The 14123-nt window shown below is 68.4% G+C and carries 16 protein-coding genes; 8 read left to right on the top strand and 8 right to left on the bottom strand.

Going from position 1 to position 14123, the window contains the following annotated elements:
• Positions 1-54 precede the first annotated feature (54 nt).
• Complete coding sequence (locus SYV04_RS22460) at positions 55-762, bottom strand: metallophosphoesterase (protein ID WP_321547912.1); 708 nt, start codon at positions 760-762, stop codon at positions 55-57.
• 468 nt (positions 763-1230) lie between these two features.
• Between SYV04_RS22460 and SYV04_RS22455 the strand changes: the two genes are divergently transcribed.
• Positions 1231-1896 carry an RNA polymerase sigma factor gene (locus SYV04_RS22455; RefSeq protein ID WP_321547911.1) on the top strand — a complete coding sequence of 222 codons (666 nt, stop codon included), beginning with the start codon at positions 1231-1233 and terminating at the stop codon, positions 1894-1896.
• A gap of 34 nt (positions 1897-1930) precedes the next feature.
• The gene (locus SYV04_RS22450; RefSeq protein ID WP_321547910.1) at positions 1931-3109 is read left to right on the top strand and encodes a hypothetical protein; all 1179 of its coding nucleotides are present in this window, start codon (positions 1931-1933) and stop codon (positions 3107-3109) included.
• 12 nt (positions 3110-3121) lie between these two features.
• Here SYV04_RS22450 and SYV04_RS22445 read toward each other — a convergent pair whose 3' ends face one another.
• From SYV04_RS22445 to SYV04_RS22420, 6 genes are all read right to left on the bottom strand, one after another.
• Positions 3122-4243 (bottom strand): AraC family transcriptional regulator, encoded by a 1122-nt coding sequence (locus tag SYV04_RS22445; RefSeq protein ID WP_321547909.1) that lies wholly within the window; start codon positions 4241-4243, stop codon positions 3122-3124.
• A gap of 74 nt (positions 4244-4317) precedes the next feature.
• Complete coding sequence (locus tag SYV04_RS22440) at positions 4318-4836, bottom strand: anti-sigma factor (RefSeq protein WP_321547908.1); 519 nt, start codon at positions 4834-4836, stop codon at positions 4318-4320.
• Complete coding sequence (locus tag SYV04_RS22435) at positions 4829-5470, bottom strand: RNA polymerase sigma factor (protein ID WP_321547907.1); 642 nt, start codon at positions 5468-5470, stop codon at positions 4829-4831. The genes SYV04_RS22440 and SYV04_RS22435 overlap by 8 nt, the downstream gene beginning before the upstream one ends.
• A gap of 119 nt (positions 5471-5589) precedes the next feature.
• Complete coding sequence (locus SYV04_RS22430; RefSeq protein WP_321547906.1) at positions 5590-6060, bottom strand: PaaI family thioesterase; 471 nt, start codon at positions 6058-6060, stop codon at positions 5590-5592.
• A gap of 21 nt (positions 6061-6081) precedes the next feature.
• The gene (locus SYV04_RS22425) at positions 6082-6504 is read right to left on the bottom strand and encodes a hypothetical protein (protein ID WP_321547905.1); all 423 of its coding nucleotides are present in this window, start codon (positions 6502-6504) and stop codon (positions 6082-6084) included.
• Positions 6501-7163 carry a hypothetical protein gene (locus SYV04_RS22420; protein WP_321547904.1) on the bottom strand — a complete coding sequence of 221 codons (663 nt, stop codon included), beginning with the start codon at positions 7161-7163 and terminating at the stop codon, positions 6501-6503. The genes SYV04_RS22425 and SYV04_RS22420 overlap by 4 nt, the downstream gene beginning before the upstream one ends.
• A gap of 148 nt (positions 7164-7311) precedes the next feature.
• On the opposite strand from SYV04_RS22420, the gene SYV04_RS22415 reads away from it, so the two are divergent.
• The 4 genes from SYV04_RS22415 to SYV04_RS22400 all read left to right on the top strand — a co-directional run bounded on the left by SYV04_RS22415 (position 7312) and on the right by SYV04_RS22400 (position 10906).
• The gene (locus SYV04_RS22415; RefSeq protein ID WP_321547903.1) at positions 7312-9657 is read left to right on the top strand and encodes an ATP-dependent helicase; all 2346 of its coding nucleotides are present in this window, start codon (positions 7312-7314) and stop codon (positions 9655-9657) included.
• A 116-nt stretch (positions 9658-9773) separates the two neighbouring features.
• Positions 9774-10223: a DUF2752 domain-containing protein gene (locus tag SYV04_RS22410; protein ID WP_321547902.1), complete on the top strand. Its 450-nt coding sequence runs from the start codon at positions 9774-9776 to the stop codon at positions 10221-10223.
• 33 nt (positions 10224-10256) lie between these two features.
• The gene (locus tag SYV04_RS22405) at positions 10257-10508 is read left to right on the top strand and encodes a hypothetical protein (protein ID WP_321547901.1); all 252 of its coding nucleotides are present in this window, start codon (positions 10257-10259) and stop codon (positions 10506-10508) included.
• A complete protein-coding gene (locus SYV04_RS22400; protein ID WP_321547900.1) occupies positions 10508-10906 on the top strand; it encodes a DUF4190 domain-containing protein in 399 nt (132 codons plus the stop codon). The genes SYV04_RS22405 and SYV04_RS22400 overlap by 1 nt, the downstream gene beginning before the upstream one ends.
• Positions 10907-10930: 24 nt before the next feature.
• Here SYV04_RS22400 and SYV04_RS22395 read toward each other — a convergent pair whose 3' ends face one another.
• Positions 10931-12004 (bottom strand): outer membrane protein assembly factor BamB family protein, encoded by a 1074-nt coding sequence (locus SYV04_RS22395; protein ID WP_321547899.1) that lies wholly within the window; start codon positions 12002-12004, stop codon positions 10931-10933.
• Between the two features lie 59 nt (positions 12005-12063).
• On the opposite strand from SYV04_RS22395, the gene add reads away from it, so the two are divergent.
• Complete coding sequence (gene add, locus SYV04_RS22390; RefSeq protein ID WP_321547898.1) at positions 12064-13242, top strand: adenosine deaminase; 1179 nt, start codon at positions 12064-12066, stop codon at positions 13240-13242.
• Between the two features lie 37 nt (positions 13243-13279).
• Positions 13280-14059 carry an SDR family oxidoreductase gene (locus SYV04_RS22385; RefSeq protein ID WP_321547897.1) on the top strand — a complete coding sequence of 260 codons (780 nt, stop codon included), beginning with the start codon at positions 13280-13282 and terminating at the stop codon, positions 14057-14059.
• The last annotated feature ends 64 nt before the right edge of the window (positions 14060-14123 follow it).

Below are 14123 nucleotides of genomic sequence, written 5' to 3'. Positions count from 1 at the left end.
GCGGGCTCGTTTCGGAGCCCGCCTTCGGTGAATGGAAGTGAAGAGGGTGAGGGATTACGAGAAGACGGACACGTCTTCGTGGATGGGGAACAGCGCCACATCCTTGCCGCCGCGGTAGGACCGCCGCGCCTTGACCGAGACGATCTCCCAGGAGGGGAGCACCACCGCGGTCAGCGAACGGCCGTACACGCAGCCGGTGTCGATGCCCACCGCATGCTCGGTCACGAGCGGCTTGTCGAAGACCGTGTGTCCGAAGATGACCCGCTCAGGGCCCTGCCAGTGGTGGGTCCAGAACCGGTGGGTGACCGGGGCCTTGGAGGGCCAATAGCTCTTCTTCGCTGGGGGCAGGACGCACTGTGCATGGAGCAGGTGGTACGGGTCCTGCTCCTCAATGCGCTTGCCGGGCAGCACACCGGCGTGGACGACGACGGCGTTGTGCTCGGGCAAGCGGATGTAGAGCGGCAGGCTGGCGAGGTAGTCGTAGTGCTCGGGCTCGAGCACACGACGCGTCTCCAGGTGGTCCGGCGATAGACGCTCGTCCGGACGGTGCCGCTGCTGGAGGTGGCTCTCCTCGTGATTTCCTTGGATGGACTCGTGGCGCATGGCCAGCTCGACGCACTCCAGCCGCTTGGGGCCTCGGTCTACGAGATCCCCGGCGAAGATGACGCGGTCGCTGGAGGTGGCGCCTACCTTGTCGAGCAGTTCGATGGCCTCGTCGTAACAGCCATGAAGGTCGCCAATGACGATGGTGCGGGCAGACATGGAACAACACCTCGAAGAAATGAGCGCCCGAGTGAGGAAGCCGTGAAGTGCGCTGAATTGACCGTTCAGTGTCGGACCGCCGACGACACCCGCATGAAAGTTAGGAAGTGCGGGTGGGTGGAGTCGAACCACCTATGCTTGTAAGGCCTCTTCGGCCGGGCGCTCGAAAAGGTTGCTGCCAGGGACGGCGGCTCCCCCTATTCCTGACGTTGGATTTTCTCGCCCGTCTCTTCCGGGAGCAGGCCGCCAGGCACCCCTCAGGGACCCCTGATTGTTCTGTCAGGAATCCTAAAACGGCCGCGTCCCGCTCTTGGACGTGCCCCGTCTGGCAGTTCACCGGAATGCGGGGCTTCGCGTCATCGGAGGATGCCTGGGAATGCCATCGTGGTACCTTGCCGAGCCGTGGATGCGAATCCCACCCTGTCGGTGGGCCATTCCTGAACCCCTCGGCGCAACCAGGTCCCTCCGGTGTACGACCAGCTCACGGATGACGAATTGTTCGCGGAAGTGGCCCGTAGCCGCTCCGCTGGAGAGCCTTTCGGAGGCCCCCTCGGTGCGCTCGTCCAGCGCTGGGGCCGCCCTGCTCGGTACGTCATTAGCAAAATCCAGGCCAGTTATAAACGCGGGTCTCCCGCGGACGCGGACGAGCTCTTCCAGGACGCGGTGGGCAAGTTCATCGACCGCGGGTTGGAGCAGTTCCGCGGCGTCTCCGAGCAGATGCCCGGCAAGAGCGCGTCTCCCAAGACGTTCTTCCTGCGCATCGTCAAGCACGTCGCCATCGACTTCTACCGGCGTCAGCGCGAGGACCTCGCTCCCGCTCCGAGCGATCCGGATGACGTCATGGAGGAGCCGCCTTCCGAGGTGGCTCGCGCCGTGGAGACCGCTCGCCGCACCCAAGAGCGCTCCGAGGCACAAGAGCTTTACTGGGCCGCGTTCGCCCGCCTCCAGGAGGAGCACCCCAAGGAGGCTGGAGCGTGGGACCTCTACCACCACAAGGACGTGGAGGATCACGAGGAATGCGCCCGTCTCCTGAACATCACCGTGGCCAACTCCTACAAGCGCGTCAGCCGCGCCCAGGCCTACCTCCGACTGTACCTGCTCGAGTTGCGGCAGGCGGCCGAGGGGAAGGAGTGAACCTTCGAACCCCTTCTCTCACCCGAGGTATGCGATGAGCGACGCACTCTCCCGTTATCAGGCCCGGCGCCAGCAACTTACCGGGGGATCCGCCTCCGTGGGAGGCACGCTCGAAGCGGCGGGAGATCTCCTTCGCCGTGGGGCTCGGCTAGGAACTCAAGGTGTCGAGCCCTCCCTCCGCGCCCTGACCCGACCGCAGATCGAGACATGGCTCCAGAGTCTGAAACCCGCGGAGTTGAGGACCACGCTCCTCCGCGCAGCCGAGGAAGCCGTCGAGGTCGCGCTGGGGGAGGGCAGTGAAGAGGCCGAGATGTGGCGGGCCTCCGCGATGGACGGGCTGGTCGCTCGAGATCGCATCGCCTCCGCCGCCCGCGCCCTCGGTGAGTGGGAAGCGCTTCAGGGATCTCTTACGGGTGAAGCGGCAGAGCGCAGAACCTCATTTCTCCAGGCCCTCGGGAACATTGACGCCGCGCTCCGCCCGAGGGCCCGCTGGTTCATCCCCCTGAACCCGCACCGCAGAGAAGAGCGCGACCTGCTCGACTCGAATGAACGCAGCCAGTCCTGGTGGTTCTCCGCCCGAGCCGAGTGCGATGAGCTGGTGGCCTCCTGGACAGGCAAGTCCGGGGCTCTCGGCGCCCACCTGCAGAGCTGTGCCGAATGTCGCGCGGATCTCGCGGACGCCGCTGTCGTCGAGCAGCCCCCGCGCCGCCATTTGAGTTCCGATGAGCTGTGGCGCTTCGACCTTGGTCTGCTCTCCGTGGATGAGCGCGCCCGCATGGAAGCCCATACCGCGAAGTGCGCCGACTGTGCCCAGGCCGTTCTCGCCCTCGAGGAGGGAGATACCGCCATCGAGGAGGCGCTGGAACTGGAGGCGGAGGGGGCCGCTGGACCTGGCGCGCGTACCTCGAGTGCTCCCGTTCCTCGTCGTCCCGGAGCCCGTCACCCCGAGCGGCGGGAGGTGCTGGAAGAGCGGCGTGATTTTCGCGTACTCCTCGTGCGCGAGCGTCAGCGTGTGAGGCTGCTGGTGCAGCCGCTGGCCGGCCGTACCGTCACCGCCGCGGTGTTCCTCAACCCTGGAAAGCCCTCGCTCAAGCCCTCGCAGGGGCCCGAGGGGCTTTCCTTTGATCTCGGCGCGGATGCCGGTGGCGCCCGTACCGCTCACCTCACCGTGCAGGCGGGCGGGGAGACGTTGGAGCGCGACTTCACCTTCTGAGCCCCGCGCGTTTCATTGCGGAGGAATGCCTCCGCTCATGGAGTCACGTGGAGGGTTGGGGATGGAGGGCAGGGGCAGCCCGCTGTAGGGCGGGTTCCGCCGGAAGCCGTTGCCCAGGAATGCCAGCGCGAGCTGCGCCGCGGGAGGCTTCCGGCTCAGCGCCGCGCCGCACACGTCGAGACGGTCGGTGACTCGCGGGCCCTCGACGCGCTGGTAGCGGATGCAGTTGGCGTCCTCCTTGTAGTCCGCCACGCGCTGCAGCTCGCGCTCGTAGATGCCCCACTTCATGTGGAGCCGCTCCGGATGGAGCTGGATGCTCACGGGGTCCACACCCCAGCTTCCCTCGATGAGGGTTCGTGGCCCTTCCGTCTTCACCTTCAGGGCCACGGCACGCTGGAGGAACGTTCCGCGCACCTCCTGGCCTTGCTCGGTGATCTCCTCCGCGAGGATGTTGCGCCAGGCGCCCGTGGACTGGCGCGTGTAGCTCTTGTCCATGTTCACGCGGCCCAGGTTGAACCAGATGCTTCCCACTCGGCCGGTGGGCACCTGCTCGTGGCTCGCTGTCGCGGGCGCCTCCTCGAGGCCCTGGGGACCGCCTGGGAGCGGCGCTGGGCTCGAAGCGAGCAGATCTGTCACCGGAACGGTGCGCTCCACCACCTCGAAGCGCACCCCGTCTAGCCACGCCTGCCCCGTGCCCGACAGCAGCAGCCCCGCCATGATGGAGGTGGCCTCTCGCGGCACGTCCAGCACCACGTCGTAGCGCTTGCATCCGAGGCTGCCCACCAGCGCGCGAGACTGCATGTTGTCGAAGCCCAAGGGCTGCTTCGGGTCCGTACCCTCCACCCGCATCCACAGTCCGGCCCAGCCCTCGACATCCTTGGAGCGGACGGCCGCCGAGAAGCGCAGCCGCTTGCCTCGGAAGTCCTGCGCCCCGAAGGCCTGCATGAAGGTGCCGTAGCCCGTCGGTGTCTCCGTACGCGAGCGCAGGAAGGCGCTGCGGCTGCCTTCACACGGTGTGGCCGTGTCCACGCCCGCCTCGTAGAGGTTGGGAGCACTCTGGGTCACGAACCAGCCCGCGGGCAGTCCTTTGGAGGTTCCTCCCTTGGGGGCCGTTGGCGCGTCTGCCCAGGCCACTCCCGCGCTCAACAGCACGAGCGCCAGCAACGCAGGGAGAGGTCTTGTCCTGGCCGAAGTCATGATGGGGAGCCTCACAGGGACGCCGGCCGGGAGGAGAGGGCTCCCGCGGGCAGTCCCTCGCTTCCCTCGTAGCGGGGCACCTCGCCCATGCCCACTGGATACTGGACGAGCAGGCCCCGCGCCGCTGCCTCCTCGGCGCAGGACTCCTGCGTGCTGAGGTCCGGGCAGGCCACCACCACGTTCGGCGCGGCTACTGGCAGCTCCAGCGACAGGACCGTTGGGGCCTCTCGCACGGGCTCGGAGACTGTCTCCGGACGCAGCAGCACCAGCGCCAGCGCCGCGGCCGCCGCCAGGGCTGGCACTGCCACCCGTGTCAGGCGCCAGCGGGTAGGGCGGATCACGTTGCTCCCTCTCGGCGCCGTGCTCGCCACCTCGCGCAGTTGCTCCTCCAGCTGTGCTTCTCGCTGCAGCAGTCGGGCGCACGCGTCGCATTCCAGGGTGTGAGCCTCGAGCTTTCGCTCCGCGTCGGGATCCAGCGCACCCAGGACGTAGTGCTCCACGTCGGACGGGCTCAGGTGTGGATCAGCCATGGGTCTCCTCCTCGAGCGCGGTCCGCAGCTTCTTGCGCACCTCGCACAGGATCTGTCGCACGCGCTGCACGGACAGGCCGACACGCGCCGCGACCTCGGCATGGGGAAGCTCCTGGCCATCACATGCCAGGAGGAACACGCTGCGGGCGCTCGGGGAGCACCCCTCCAACGCCTGGTGCGCCTTGGCCAGCTGCTCCTCGGACACCAGACGCCGCTCGGCCGAGGCCGTGGGGTCCACCGGGTGCTGCCGCTCGGGTAGCTCCTCTACGTTCCCCGAGATCGCTTCGCGCCGGGCGCGGCGAGCGTCGTCCGCGGCCAGGAAGGCCGCCTGGGTCAGCGCGAGGTTCGGCAGGCGCAACTCCGTCAGCAGCCCTCGCTGCTGTTGCTGGATGAGTCGCGCCCAGGTCTCCTGGGCCAGCTCATGGGCCCGGTCCACCCGGATGCCCCGAGCCAGCAGCGATACCACGACCCGGCGATGGTGGCGCGCGATGAGTCCATCCCAGGCCCGGCGATCCCCAGCCAGGGCCTTCTCCGTAAGCTCATCCTCCCCAGAGGGAGAGCTCTCGGCGGGCTGCTCGGCGTCCTCTCGCTGTCGGCCCGTCATCGGCAAGCCCTGCACCGCCGCTCCCACCATCGCTTCTTCCTATCGTCCCGGTGGTCTCCCAGAGGCTGGCTGTCCCCAGGTACCCCTGAGAACGCTCCACCCGGGCTGGCATATCGAGGCGGGTGGAGATGCATGTAGGTGAGGGTACGTTAGTTGATGGCGGGGCTCTCGCCGGAGGCCCATGGAGCAGAGGAGATGCGGACGATCCCCTGGGCGCGCGCACAGACGGTGCCCTGGGAGTCCAGGACGCGGGCGGAGGCGAAGAGGGTGTTCTTGCCGTGCGAGTCGATCTCCGCCTCGGCCTGCACGGAGTCCCCCGTCAGAGGGCGCTGGAAGCTCACGGAGAGTTGCAGCGTGGCGCAGCGCCGGGTCGGATCCAGCAACGCCGGGGTGCAGCCGATCACCAGGTCGAAGAGCGCCGAGATGATGCCGCCGTTGATCGCCGTGGTGCCCAGGCCGCCGCGGTGCTCCGGGCGGACCTCGGGGATGGCGACGACCACCTTGCGGCCCTCGGGAAAGGAGACACGCACGCCGAGAAAGCGCAGGGTCAGGCTCTGGTTGAATTGCTCCGCGTAACGGTCGAGTTGCTCCTGAGTGGGGCGGGACGAGGTGTCGGACATGGGCCGCACTTTACGCCAGGGCTACGCGGGAGGTGCTTTCGGGTGGGCCCGGGGTGGCCCTCTCCGCGAACGGGCGGCGCTGGCGGGTACCACGTCGAAGGAGGTCTCCTTCCGTGGAGAGAAGCCCTCCGGTACCACGAGCTGCACGTCGAGGTGCCAGCGGATCTGGAGGATGATCCCCTGGTAGGTGATCGGCCCCTTCTCGGGAATCGGGATGCGGAAGGGGAGGTCGACCTGAGGCTTGAACGGGCCCGGCAGCTCGGCCGTGTTCAGCACCCGCACCTCCGGCTTTCCGGGGCCCTCCACCCGGCAGATGGCGCTCAGGCGCATCTTGCGCGCCTCCCTCAGGGCCGAGGTGTCCTCCAGGAGGCAGACCCGACCGGTCAGCAGGCCCCCCGCTTCGACCTCGGCCTCGTCGAACTGCACCGTGCAGATGAGGTTCATGAGGCGCTCGGGGCGGCGTAGCGGGGCAGGATGATCAGCTCCTTTTCCAGGTGCAGATCCATGCGCCCGACGAGGTTCACTTCCAGCTCCAGTCGGGTCTGCGCCATGTGACGGTCCCAGCGGAAGGTGGGCGGCAGCTCCCGGGGAATCGGAATCGCGACGTCCAGCTCCAGCGGCTCGCTCAGCTCCAGAGGGACCGCCAGCCGTGAGTTCCAGCGGTGGAGCTCCATGAGGCGTGTCCGCAGCTGGTTCTGATCCTCATTGTTGAAGCTGATGCCCTCGGACTCCTCGATGTACTCCGCCGCTTCCTCGGTGATGAGGCGGAGCTCCGCGGAGGCCACCTTCAGGGCCTTTCGAGGCACCAGCCGCACCCGCACCACGGTCTCTCCGCCCAGCGGGGCGCCCTCCTCGGGGAGTTCCAGGACCGCCTCCTTGAAGGCGCCCTCGCTCATCCACTGCACCAGCGGCGGGAGCGCGAACACGAGCCCCACGATGATCAGCCCGCCTCCCGTGAGCCAGGAGCCGAGCGGGTTATCCGAGGGATCGAAGTGTTCCAGGTTGGAGTACTTCCAGGGTTCCACGGATAGCAGCAGGATGGCTCCCAGGGCGATCAGGGACCCTCCCACGAGGAACGGCAGCAGGCGCGAGCGGAACAGCATGGGCTCGGCAGTCTGGCAGAGTCCTTCGCTCGGGCGAAGGGCCTCGGTCGGGCTCCAGGCGTGCAGCCGTGAAGAGGACCCTGGGGGTGAGGTGCGGAACATCCTTCGCGGCGCATCGAAAGCGGTTAGAAGACAGGGCTCGCCGCTCATGGGAACCGCCTTGAATCCGCACGAAAACGCCCTCCTCGAAGACCTGAACCCGCCCCAGAAGGAGGCCGTCCTCCATGGCGACGGGCCGCTGCTCGTCCTGTCCGGCGCGGGCAGTGGCAAGACGCGCGTCATCACTCGCCGTGTGGCCTACCTGGTGAAGGTCCACCGCGTCTTTCCCTGGCGCATCCTCGCCGTCACCTTCACCAACAAGGCCGCGCGCGAGATGCGCGAGCGCCTTACCCAGCTCCTGGGCGCGCAGGCCAACGAGCTGGTGGTCAGCACCTTCCACTCGTCCGCCGCGATGATCCTCCGCCGCGAGGCCGAGGCCGTGGGGCTCACCCGCAGCTTCGTCATCTACGACGATGGCGACCAGCTCAACCTCGTCAAGCGCGCCATGCGCGAGGCCCGCGTCGACCCCATCATGCAGCCGCGGGAGATCCTCCACCGCATCGACCAGGAGAAGAACGCCGCACGCCTGCCCGATGAGATGCAGGTGGACGTGGATAATCCGCGCGGCATCGTGGTGAAGAAGACGTACCAGGCCTACCAGCGGCTGCTGCGCGCCTCGAACGCCGTGGACTTTGGCGACCTGCTGCTGCTGCTGGTGTCCCTGTTCCGCAAGCGTCCGGATGTGCTCGCCAACTACCGGCGCCGCTTCACCCACGTCCTCGTGGACGAGTTCCAGGACACCAACCCCGTCCAGTACGAGCTGCTGCGCCTGCTGGCTCCGCCTCCCAGCTCCAACCTCGTGGTGGTGGGTGATGACGACCAGTCCATCTACCGCTGGCGCGGTGCCAGCGTGGACAACATCCTCGGTTTTCCGGACAGCTACCCGGGCGCCAAGGTGGTCAAGCTCGAGCAGAACTACCGCTCGGACCAGAACATCCTCAAGGCCGCTCACGCCGTCATCTCCAAGAACCGGCGGCGCATGCAGAAGACGCTCTGGAGCGAGCGGCCCCCGGGCGAGAACCTCCAGCTGATCATCAGCCGCGACGAGCGCGGCGAGGCCCAGGAGGTGGCGCGGCAGATCCATGCCCTGCAGCGCGAGGGCTTCATCAAGTACTCGGGGATGGCCGTCTTCTACCGCGTCAACGCGCAGAGCCGCGTGCTGGAAGAGGCCCTGCGGCTGGCCCGCGTGCCCTACACCCTGGTCAGCGGGCGCAGCTTCTACGATCGCGCCGAGGTGCGGGACGCGGCGGCCTATCTGCGCCTCATGGTCAACCCGCGCTCGGACGCGGACCTGTTGCGCGTCATCAACACTCCTGCGCGCGGCATCGGCGACACCACCGTGGAGCGCCTCACCGACTTCGCCGAGCAGCAGGGCAGCAGCCTCTACGAGGCCATCGCCCGGCCGGAGCGCATCCCTGGGCTCAACACCACCGCCGCGCGGCGCCTTGCCGGCTTCCATGCGCTGGTCACCTCCCTGAACGGGTTTGCCCAGGGCGCCACGGACGCGGCCAGCGCCGTGGACCAGATGCTCAACGAGGCCAAGCTCGTGGAGGCCTTCACCGCCGAGGGCAGTGACGAGTCCCTGACCCGCGCCGAGAACCTCAAGGAGTTCCTCGGCGCCGCGCAGGAGTTCGACCTCAACCGCGCCGCCGCGGCGGTGGCAGCCGCCACGGCCCAGGAGGCCGAGAACGCGGAGCCTCCTCCGCCCGAAGTGGACGCGGCGCCCCTGACCGCGGACGTGCCCCCGCTGCAGGCCTTCCTGGAGCAGATCAGCCTGGTGGGCGAGGCCGACGCCGAAGTGGGGGAGGGCCGCGTGGCGTTGATGACGCTGCACGCCGCCAAGGGCCTGGAGTTCGACGCGGTGTTCCTCACCGGCATGGAGGACGGCATCTTCCCGCACTCGCGCGCCCTGTCCGGCCTCGAGGACCCGGAGGAGGGCGAGGGCGAGGAGATGGCCGAGGAGCGGCGGCTCTGCTACGTGGGCTTCACCCGTGCGCGCCGGCGTCTGTTCGTCAGCCTCGCGCAATGCCGCTCCCTCTTCGGCGAGCTTCGCTACAACCCCCCCTCGCGCTTCTTGCGCGACGTGCCGCCCAACCTCTTCGGCATCGAGCCCGAGATGCAGCCGGCGCCGCGTCCCGCCGCTGCTCCCGTGGCGCCTCGCCGCCGGAGCTTCGACGACGATGGCGGCCCTCGCATCGACCGCTCCTACTCGCAGTCCTCCGACATGGAGGGCGTGAGCGGGGATGTGCGGGGGATGCGCGTGCGCCACGAGCAGTTCGGCGTGGGGCGGATCATCTCCACCGACGGATCCGGGCCCAACGCCAAGGTGACGGTCGAGTTCGGCGGAAGCGTGGGCCTCAAGCGCGTCATCGCCCGTTTTCTCATGCCGGGATAAACCCTGGTGCCGCCCGCCCTCGCAGGGCGGGTAGATCCAGACTGTTCAAAAGTTTTCTTTTCTCATAGGCTCAGGGGTGTCTCCGCGGCCGCGAACGCGCGCCGTACGCCCCTGCAATGACGACCCTCGCACCGGCCGCCAAGCCTGATCCCTGGACATATCGAGCGCTCCTTACCCCCTCGGCCCGCTACCTGGCCGTCGTGGTGATGGCGATCTCGTTCGTGTTTCCGATCAAGGGCCTGGGGGTGGACCTGTGCATCCTGCACGCGACCACCGGGCTGCCGTGCCCCGGCTGTGGGCTGTCACGGGCGATCTCCGCCATCAGCCAGGGGGACTTCTCCACCGCGATCGCGCTCAACCCGTTCGCGCTGCTGGCCTGGCCGCTGTTCCTGGTGCTCGCGCTGGTGACGCTGGCGCCTCGGAGCGTCTACACGCGCTTCGAGGCCTGGGTCAGCTCGCATTCGGCGCCCATCGCCCGGGGCTACCGCATCTGCTTCACCGCGTTCGCCGCCTTCGGCGCGATTCGCTTCCTGGTCTTTCTTGGCTTGGGGGAACGGTTCCCCTAGCTCACACACGCAGGACAAAAGAGGGGTGTTCACATGATGGCTCTCATCGCGGTTCTGGGCCTGGTTTGCGGCCTGATCGGCCTCGTCTCGTCGATCTTCATTCTCATCGACGCGTTCCAGAAGAGCGTGGGCAAGGGGTTCATGGTGCTCTGTATCCCCTGCTACATCATCTATTACATCGCCAATGAGTTCGATCACCCGAAGAAGCAGCTCATCATCACCGGGTGGGCCATCGGAGTGATTGGCAACATCCTGGTCAACATCCTCTCCCGGGCCGCGATGTAATGATTGGCGCCGGAGCGTTCTGCGGAGTCCACCCCACGGTGGGCGCCGCCATCACCTGCCAGCGCTGCGGCAGCTTCGCGTGCGCTCAGTGTGTCGAGGTTCACGAGGGGACCGAGTACTGCGCGAACTGCTACCAGCGGGAGTTCGGCGGCAAGGCCTCCAGCCGCGCGGTGACGGCGCTGGTGCTCGCCATCGTCGGAATGAACTGTCTCTGGCCGCTCGGTATCGTCTCCATCATCATGGCCACGCAGGAGATCGCCGCCATTGATCGCGGTGAGTCTCCCGCCAAGGGCCGGCCGCTCGCCAAGGGCGCGCTGATCCTCGGGTGGATCCTCGTCGCCCTCACGGGCATCGCCGTTGTCGCCGGCATCATCTTCGCCGTGGCGATGGCGTCGTAGGTCCCTGTGTCCGGGCCCGTGGTCTCACGGGTCCGGCACGCGGAGGCTCCAGGAGAGCACCCGCCCATCCAAGCCCAGCACGAAGAGCTGATCGCCCACCACCACGGGGGGCGTGCGCAGCGGCGTGTCCGTGCGCAGGGAGAAGACGGGCGGGCCGCCCTGGCTCCGCAGGCCGAGGAGCTGGCCCTGCCGGCTGCTGGTGGCCACCAGCAACAGGTTCCCGTACACCGCTAGCTGCGTCACCAGGGGCGCGGGCAGGGCGATGCCCGAGAGCCGCTTTCCATCCGAGGGGGAGAGGGCCAGCAGCTCCGGGGGCTCGGCGCCCACCCAGAGGGTTCCCAGCGCGTAGGTTGGTGGGCTGGTGAGCCCGGTGGCTGGCGCCTGCTCCCAGCGGGGGACGCCATCCGCGATCGCTAGAGCAATCACCCTCCCGGTACGGGCGGAGGCGTACAGGGTGTCTCCCTCGCGCGTCATGCCCAGCGGCTGGGGCAGGGGGTGGCGCCAGCGGATGGCTCCGTCCGTCGTGGACAGCCCCATGAGCCCCGCCTCCCCGAGCGACACCACCAGTACGCCCTCCCCGAGCACGGGGGTGGGGAGCCGCTGCGTCGGGTCGATGCGGGCCTCCTCCGCCTTCGGAGGCGGTCGGCGCCAGCGCAGCTTCCCCGTATCCAGCGCGTGCGCGCGCACGGCGCCATCCGGGCCCAGCACGTAGACGGAGGTGGTGTCCGAGACGAGGGGGGTGAGCACCGGCGGCTCCCCGGTGACGCGCCAGCGCTCCGTCGAGTCCGCCAGCCCCAGGCTGGCCAGCTCTCCGCCGACCGTGCCGACGATGACGCTGTTACCGGACACCGTGGGCCGGGCCGCCACCTCCTGGGCGAACTTCACCCGCCAGACGGGCTCCCCGCGCCGATCCAGGCGCACCACCGCCCCCACCTCGTTGCCCAGCACCACGCTGTCCTCCAGCGCCACCATCCCCGCGCGCGAGGAGGCATCCGTGGAAAACTCGAACACCCGTTCCGCCGGCTTCTGGCACCCGGACACACCTGTCACCAGGAGCACGAGCAGGATGACGGTGCATGGACAGGCGCGCGGCAGCATGGTTTGAGGGTACGCATCTTCCGACCCGCACCACGGTTGGCAAGCAAGGAACCTGCACCATGGCCTCCATTCGCGATGATGAGCTCCCCAACGCGACCGGCATTCCCTCCTCCGCCCGTCGTACCGACATCTCCCCACCTCCCGCCATCGATGTGACGGAGGAGCTGCTCCACGCGCTCCCGAAGACGGACCTGCACTGCCACCTCGATGGCTCGATGCGGCTGAAGACCATTCTCGAGCTGGCCGAGCAGCAGAAGGTGAAGCTGCCCGCGGACACCGTGGATGGGCTGGCCCAGGCCATCCACATGGGCCAGGTGTGCAAGAACCTCGAGGAGTATCTGGTGGCGTTCGACGTCACCCTGTCGGTGCTGCAGACGGCCGATGCGCTCTACCGCGCCGCCTATGAGCTGGCGGTGGACGCCGCCGCCGAGAACGTGCGCTACCTGGAGGTGCGCTACTCGCCCGCGCTGCACCTGCAGAAGGGCCTGAAGATGACCACCGTCATCGACTCGGTGCTCGAGGGCCTGCGCGCCGCCAAGCGCGAGACGGGCATCAAGTGCGGCGTCATCGTCTGCGGCATCCGCCATATCAACCCGCAGACCTCCATCCGGCTGGCCGAACTGAGCGTGGCCTACAAGAACCGGGGCGTCATCGGGTTCGACCTGGCCGGCGCCGAGGCGAGCTTCCCCGCCAAGGACCACAAGGACGCCTTCCAGCTCATCCTCAAGAACAACGTCAACTGCACCGCGCACGCGGGCGAGGCGTTCGGCCCCGAGTCCATCGGCCAGGCCATCCACTACCTGGGCGCGCATCGCATCGGCCACGGCACGCGGCTGCGCGAGGACGGGGACCTGCTCAACTACGTGAACGACCACCGCATCCCGCTGGAGGTGTGCCCCACCTCCAACGTGCAGACGGGCGCGGTGCCGAGCCTGCAGGCACACCCGCTGAAGTTCTACTTCGACTACGGCCTGCGGGTGACGATCAACACCGACAACCGGCTCATCACCGACACCACGGTGACCAAGGAGCTGTGGCTGGCGCACAAGAACCTGGGGCTGGAGCTGGAGGACCTCACCACCATCATCGTCTCCGGCTTCAAGAGCGCCTTCCTGCCGTTCCGTGAGAAGCAGGACATGCTGCGCGCGGTGAACCAGGAGATCGCCACCACGCTGGCCGCGTTCGAGAAGCGGCCCTCGGCCGAGAAGCGGCCCACGCCGGTGAAGCAGCCGGCCTGAGGCCGCACCCGCATATAAAGGAAGGGCTCGCGCGCGCATGGACCTGGAGCTTTCCGGCAAGGTGGTGCTGGTGACTGGCGGCTCGGAGGGGCTGGGGGCCGCGGTGTGCCACCGGCTGGTGTGGGAGGGGGCACGCGTGGCGCTGTGTGCCCGGAACGCGCAGCGGCTGGAGGCCACCGCCGCCACCCTGCGCGCCCAGGGCGGAGAGGTGCTCGCCGTGCCCGCCGATGTGTCCCGGGCGGAGGACGTGGCGCGCTTCGTAGGTGCCGCGCACGAGCGGTGGGGCAGGGTGGACGCGTTGGTGAACAACGCGGGTACGGCCTCGGCGAAGTCCTTCGCCGCGCTCACCGACGCGGAGATGGAGGAGGATCTGCAGCTCAAGCTGTTCGGCGCGATGCGCGCGGTGCGGCTGGCGGTGCCCCACCTGCGCGCGGCTGGAGGTGGGGCTGTCGTCAACGTGCTGTCCATCAAGGCCAAGGAGCCGGGGAAGAACACGATGCCCTCGTCCGTGTCCCGGGCCGCGGGGCTGGCGCTGACCAAGGTCCTCTCCAAGGAGCTGGGGCCCGAGGGGATCCGCGTCAACGCCGTGATGGTGGGCATGATCGAGAGCGGCCAGTGGGCCCGCCGCGCCGAGGCCTCCGGCAAGCCGCCCGAGGTGCTGTACGCCGAGAAGAGCCGCGAGGCGGGGGTTCCCCTGGGGCGCATCGGTCGGGCCGAGGAGTTCGCGGATCTGGTCGCCTTCCTCGTCTCGGCGCGCGCGTCCTATCTCACCGGCGCGGCCATCCCCGTGGATGGGGGGCTGTCCGCCGCGATGTAGACTGCACGCTCATGAGCTCCCAGCGCTCCTGCCCTCATTGCGCTCAGCCGCTTCAGGACTTCCT

Source organism: Hyalangium ruber, from assembly GCF_034259325.1.
Taxonomy (GTDB): Bacteria; Myxococcota; Myxococcia; order Myxococcales; family Myxococcaceae; genus Hyalangium_A; species Hyalangium_A rubrum.
The sequence above is the reverse complement of the archived record's forward strand: the minus strand, read 5'-3'. Positions and strand labels throughout refer to the sequence as shown.

Coding starts and splice junctions, on each gene's coding strand:
- SYV04_RS22460 (WP_321547912.1), bottom strand. CDS start 762: ATGTCTGCCCGCACCATCGTCATTGGCGACCTTCATGGCTGTTACGAC.
- SYV04_RS22450 (WP_321547910.1), top strand. CDS start 1,931: ATGAGCGACGCACTCTCCCGTTATCAGGCCCGGCGCCAGCAACTTACC.
- SYV04_RS22440 (WP_321547908.1), bottom strand. CDS start 4,836: ATGGCTGATCCACACCTGAGCCCGTCCGACGTGGAGCACTACGTCCTG.
- SYV04_RS22435 (WP_321547907.1), bottom strand. CDS start 5,470: ATGGTGGGAGCGGCGGTGCAGGGCTTGCCGATGACGGGCCGACAGCGA.
- SYV04_RS22430 (WP_321547906.1), bottom strand. CDS start 6,060: ATGTCCGACACCTCGTCCCGCCCCACTCAGGAGCAACTCGACCGTTAC.
- SYV04_RS22425 (WP_321547905.1), bottom strand. CDS start 6,504: ATGAACCTCATCTGCACGGTGCAGTTCGACGAGGCCGAGGTCGAAGCG.
- SYV04_RS22420 (WP_321547904.1), bottom strand. CDS start 7,163: ATGCTGTTCCGCTCGCGCCTGCTGCCGTTCCTCGTGGGAGGGTCCCTG.
- SYV04_RS22415 (WP_321547903.1), top strand. CDS start 7,312: ATGGGAACCGCCTTGAATCCGCACGAAAACGCCCTCCTCGAAGACCTG.
- SYV04_RS22410 (WP_321547902.1), top strand. CDS start 9,774: ATGACGACCCTCGCACCGGCCGCCAAGCCTGATCCCTGGACATATCGA.
- SYV04_RS22405 (WP_321547901.1), top strand. CDS start 10,257: ATGATGGCTCTCATCGCGGTTCTGGGCCTGGTTTGCGGCCTGATCGGC.
- SYV04_RS22400 (WP_321547900.1), top strand. CDS start 10,508: ATGATTGGCGCCGGAGCGTTCTGCGGAGTCCACCCCACGGTGGGCGCC.
- SYV04_RS22395 (WP_321547899.1), bottom strand. CDS start 12,004: ATGCTGCCGCGCGCCTGTCCATGCACCGTCATCCTGCTCGTGCTCCTG.
- add (WP_321547898.1), top strand. CDS start 12,064: ATGGCCTCCATTCGCGATGATGAGCTCCCCAACGCGACCGGCATTCCC.
- SYV04_RS22385 (WP_321547897.1), top strand. CDS start 13,280: ATGGACCTGGAGCTTTCCGGCAAGGTGGTGCTGGTGACTGGCGGCTCG.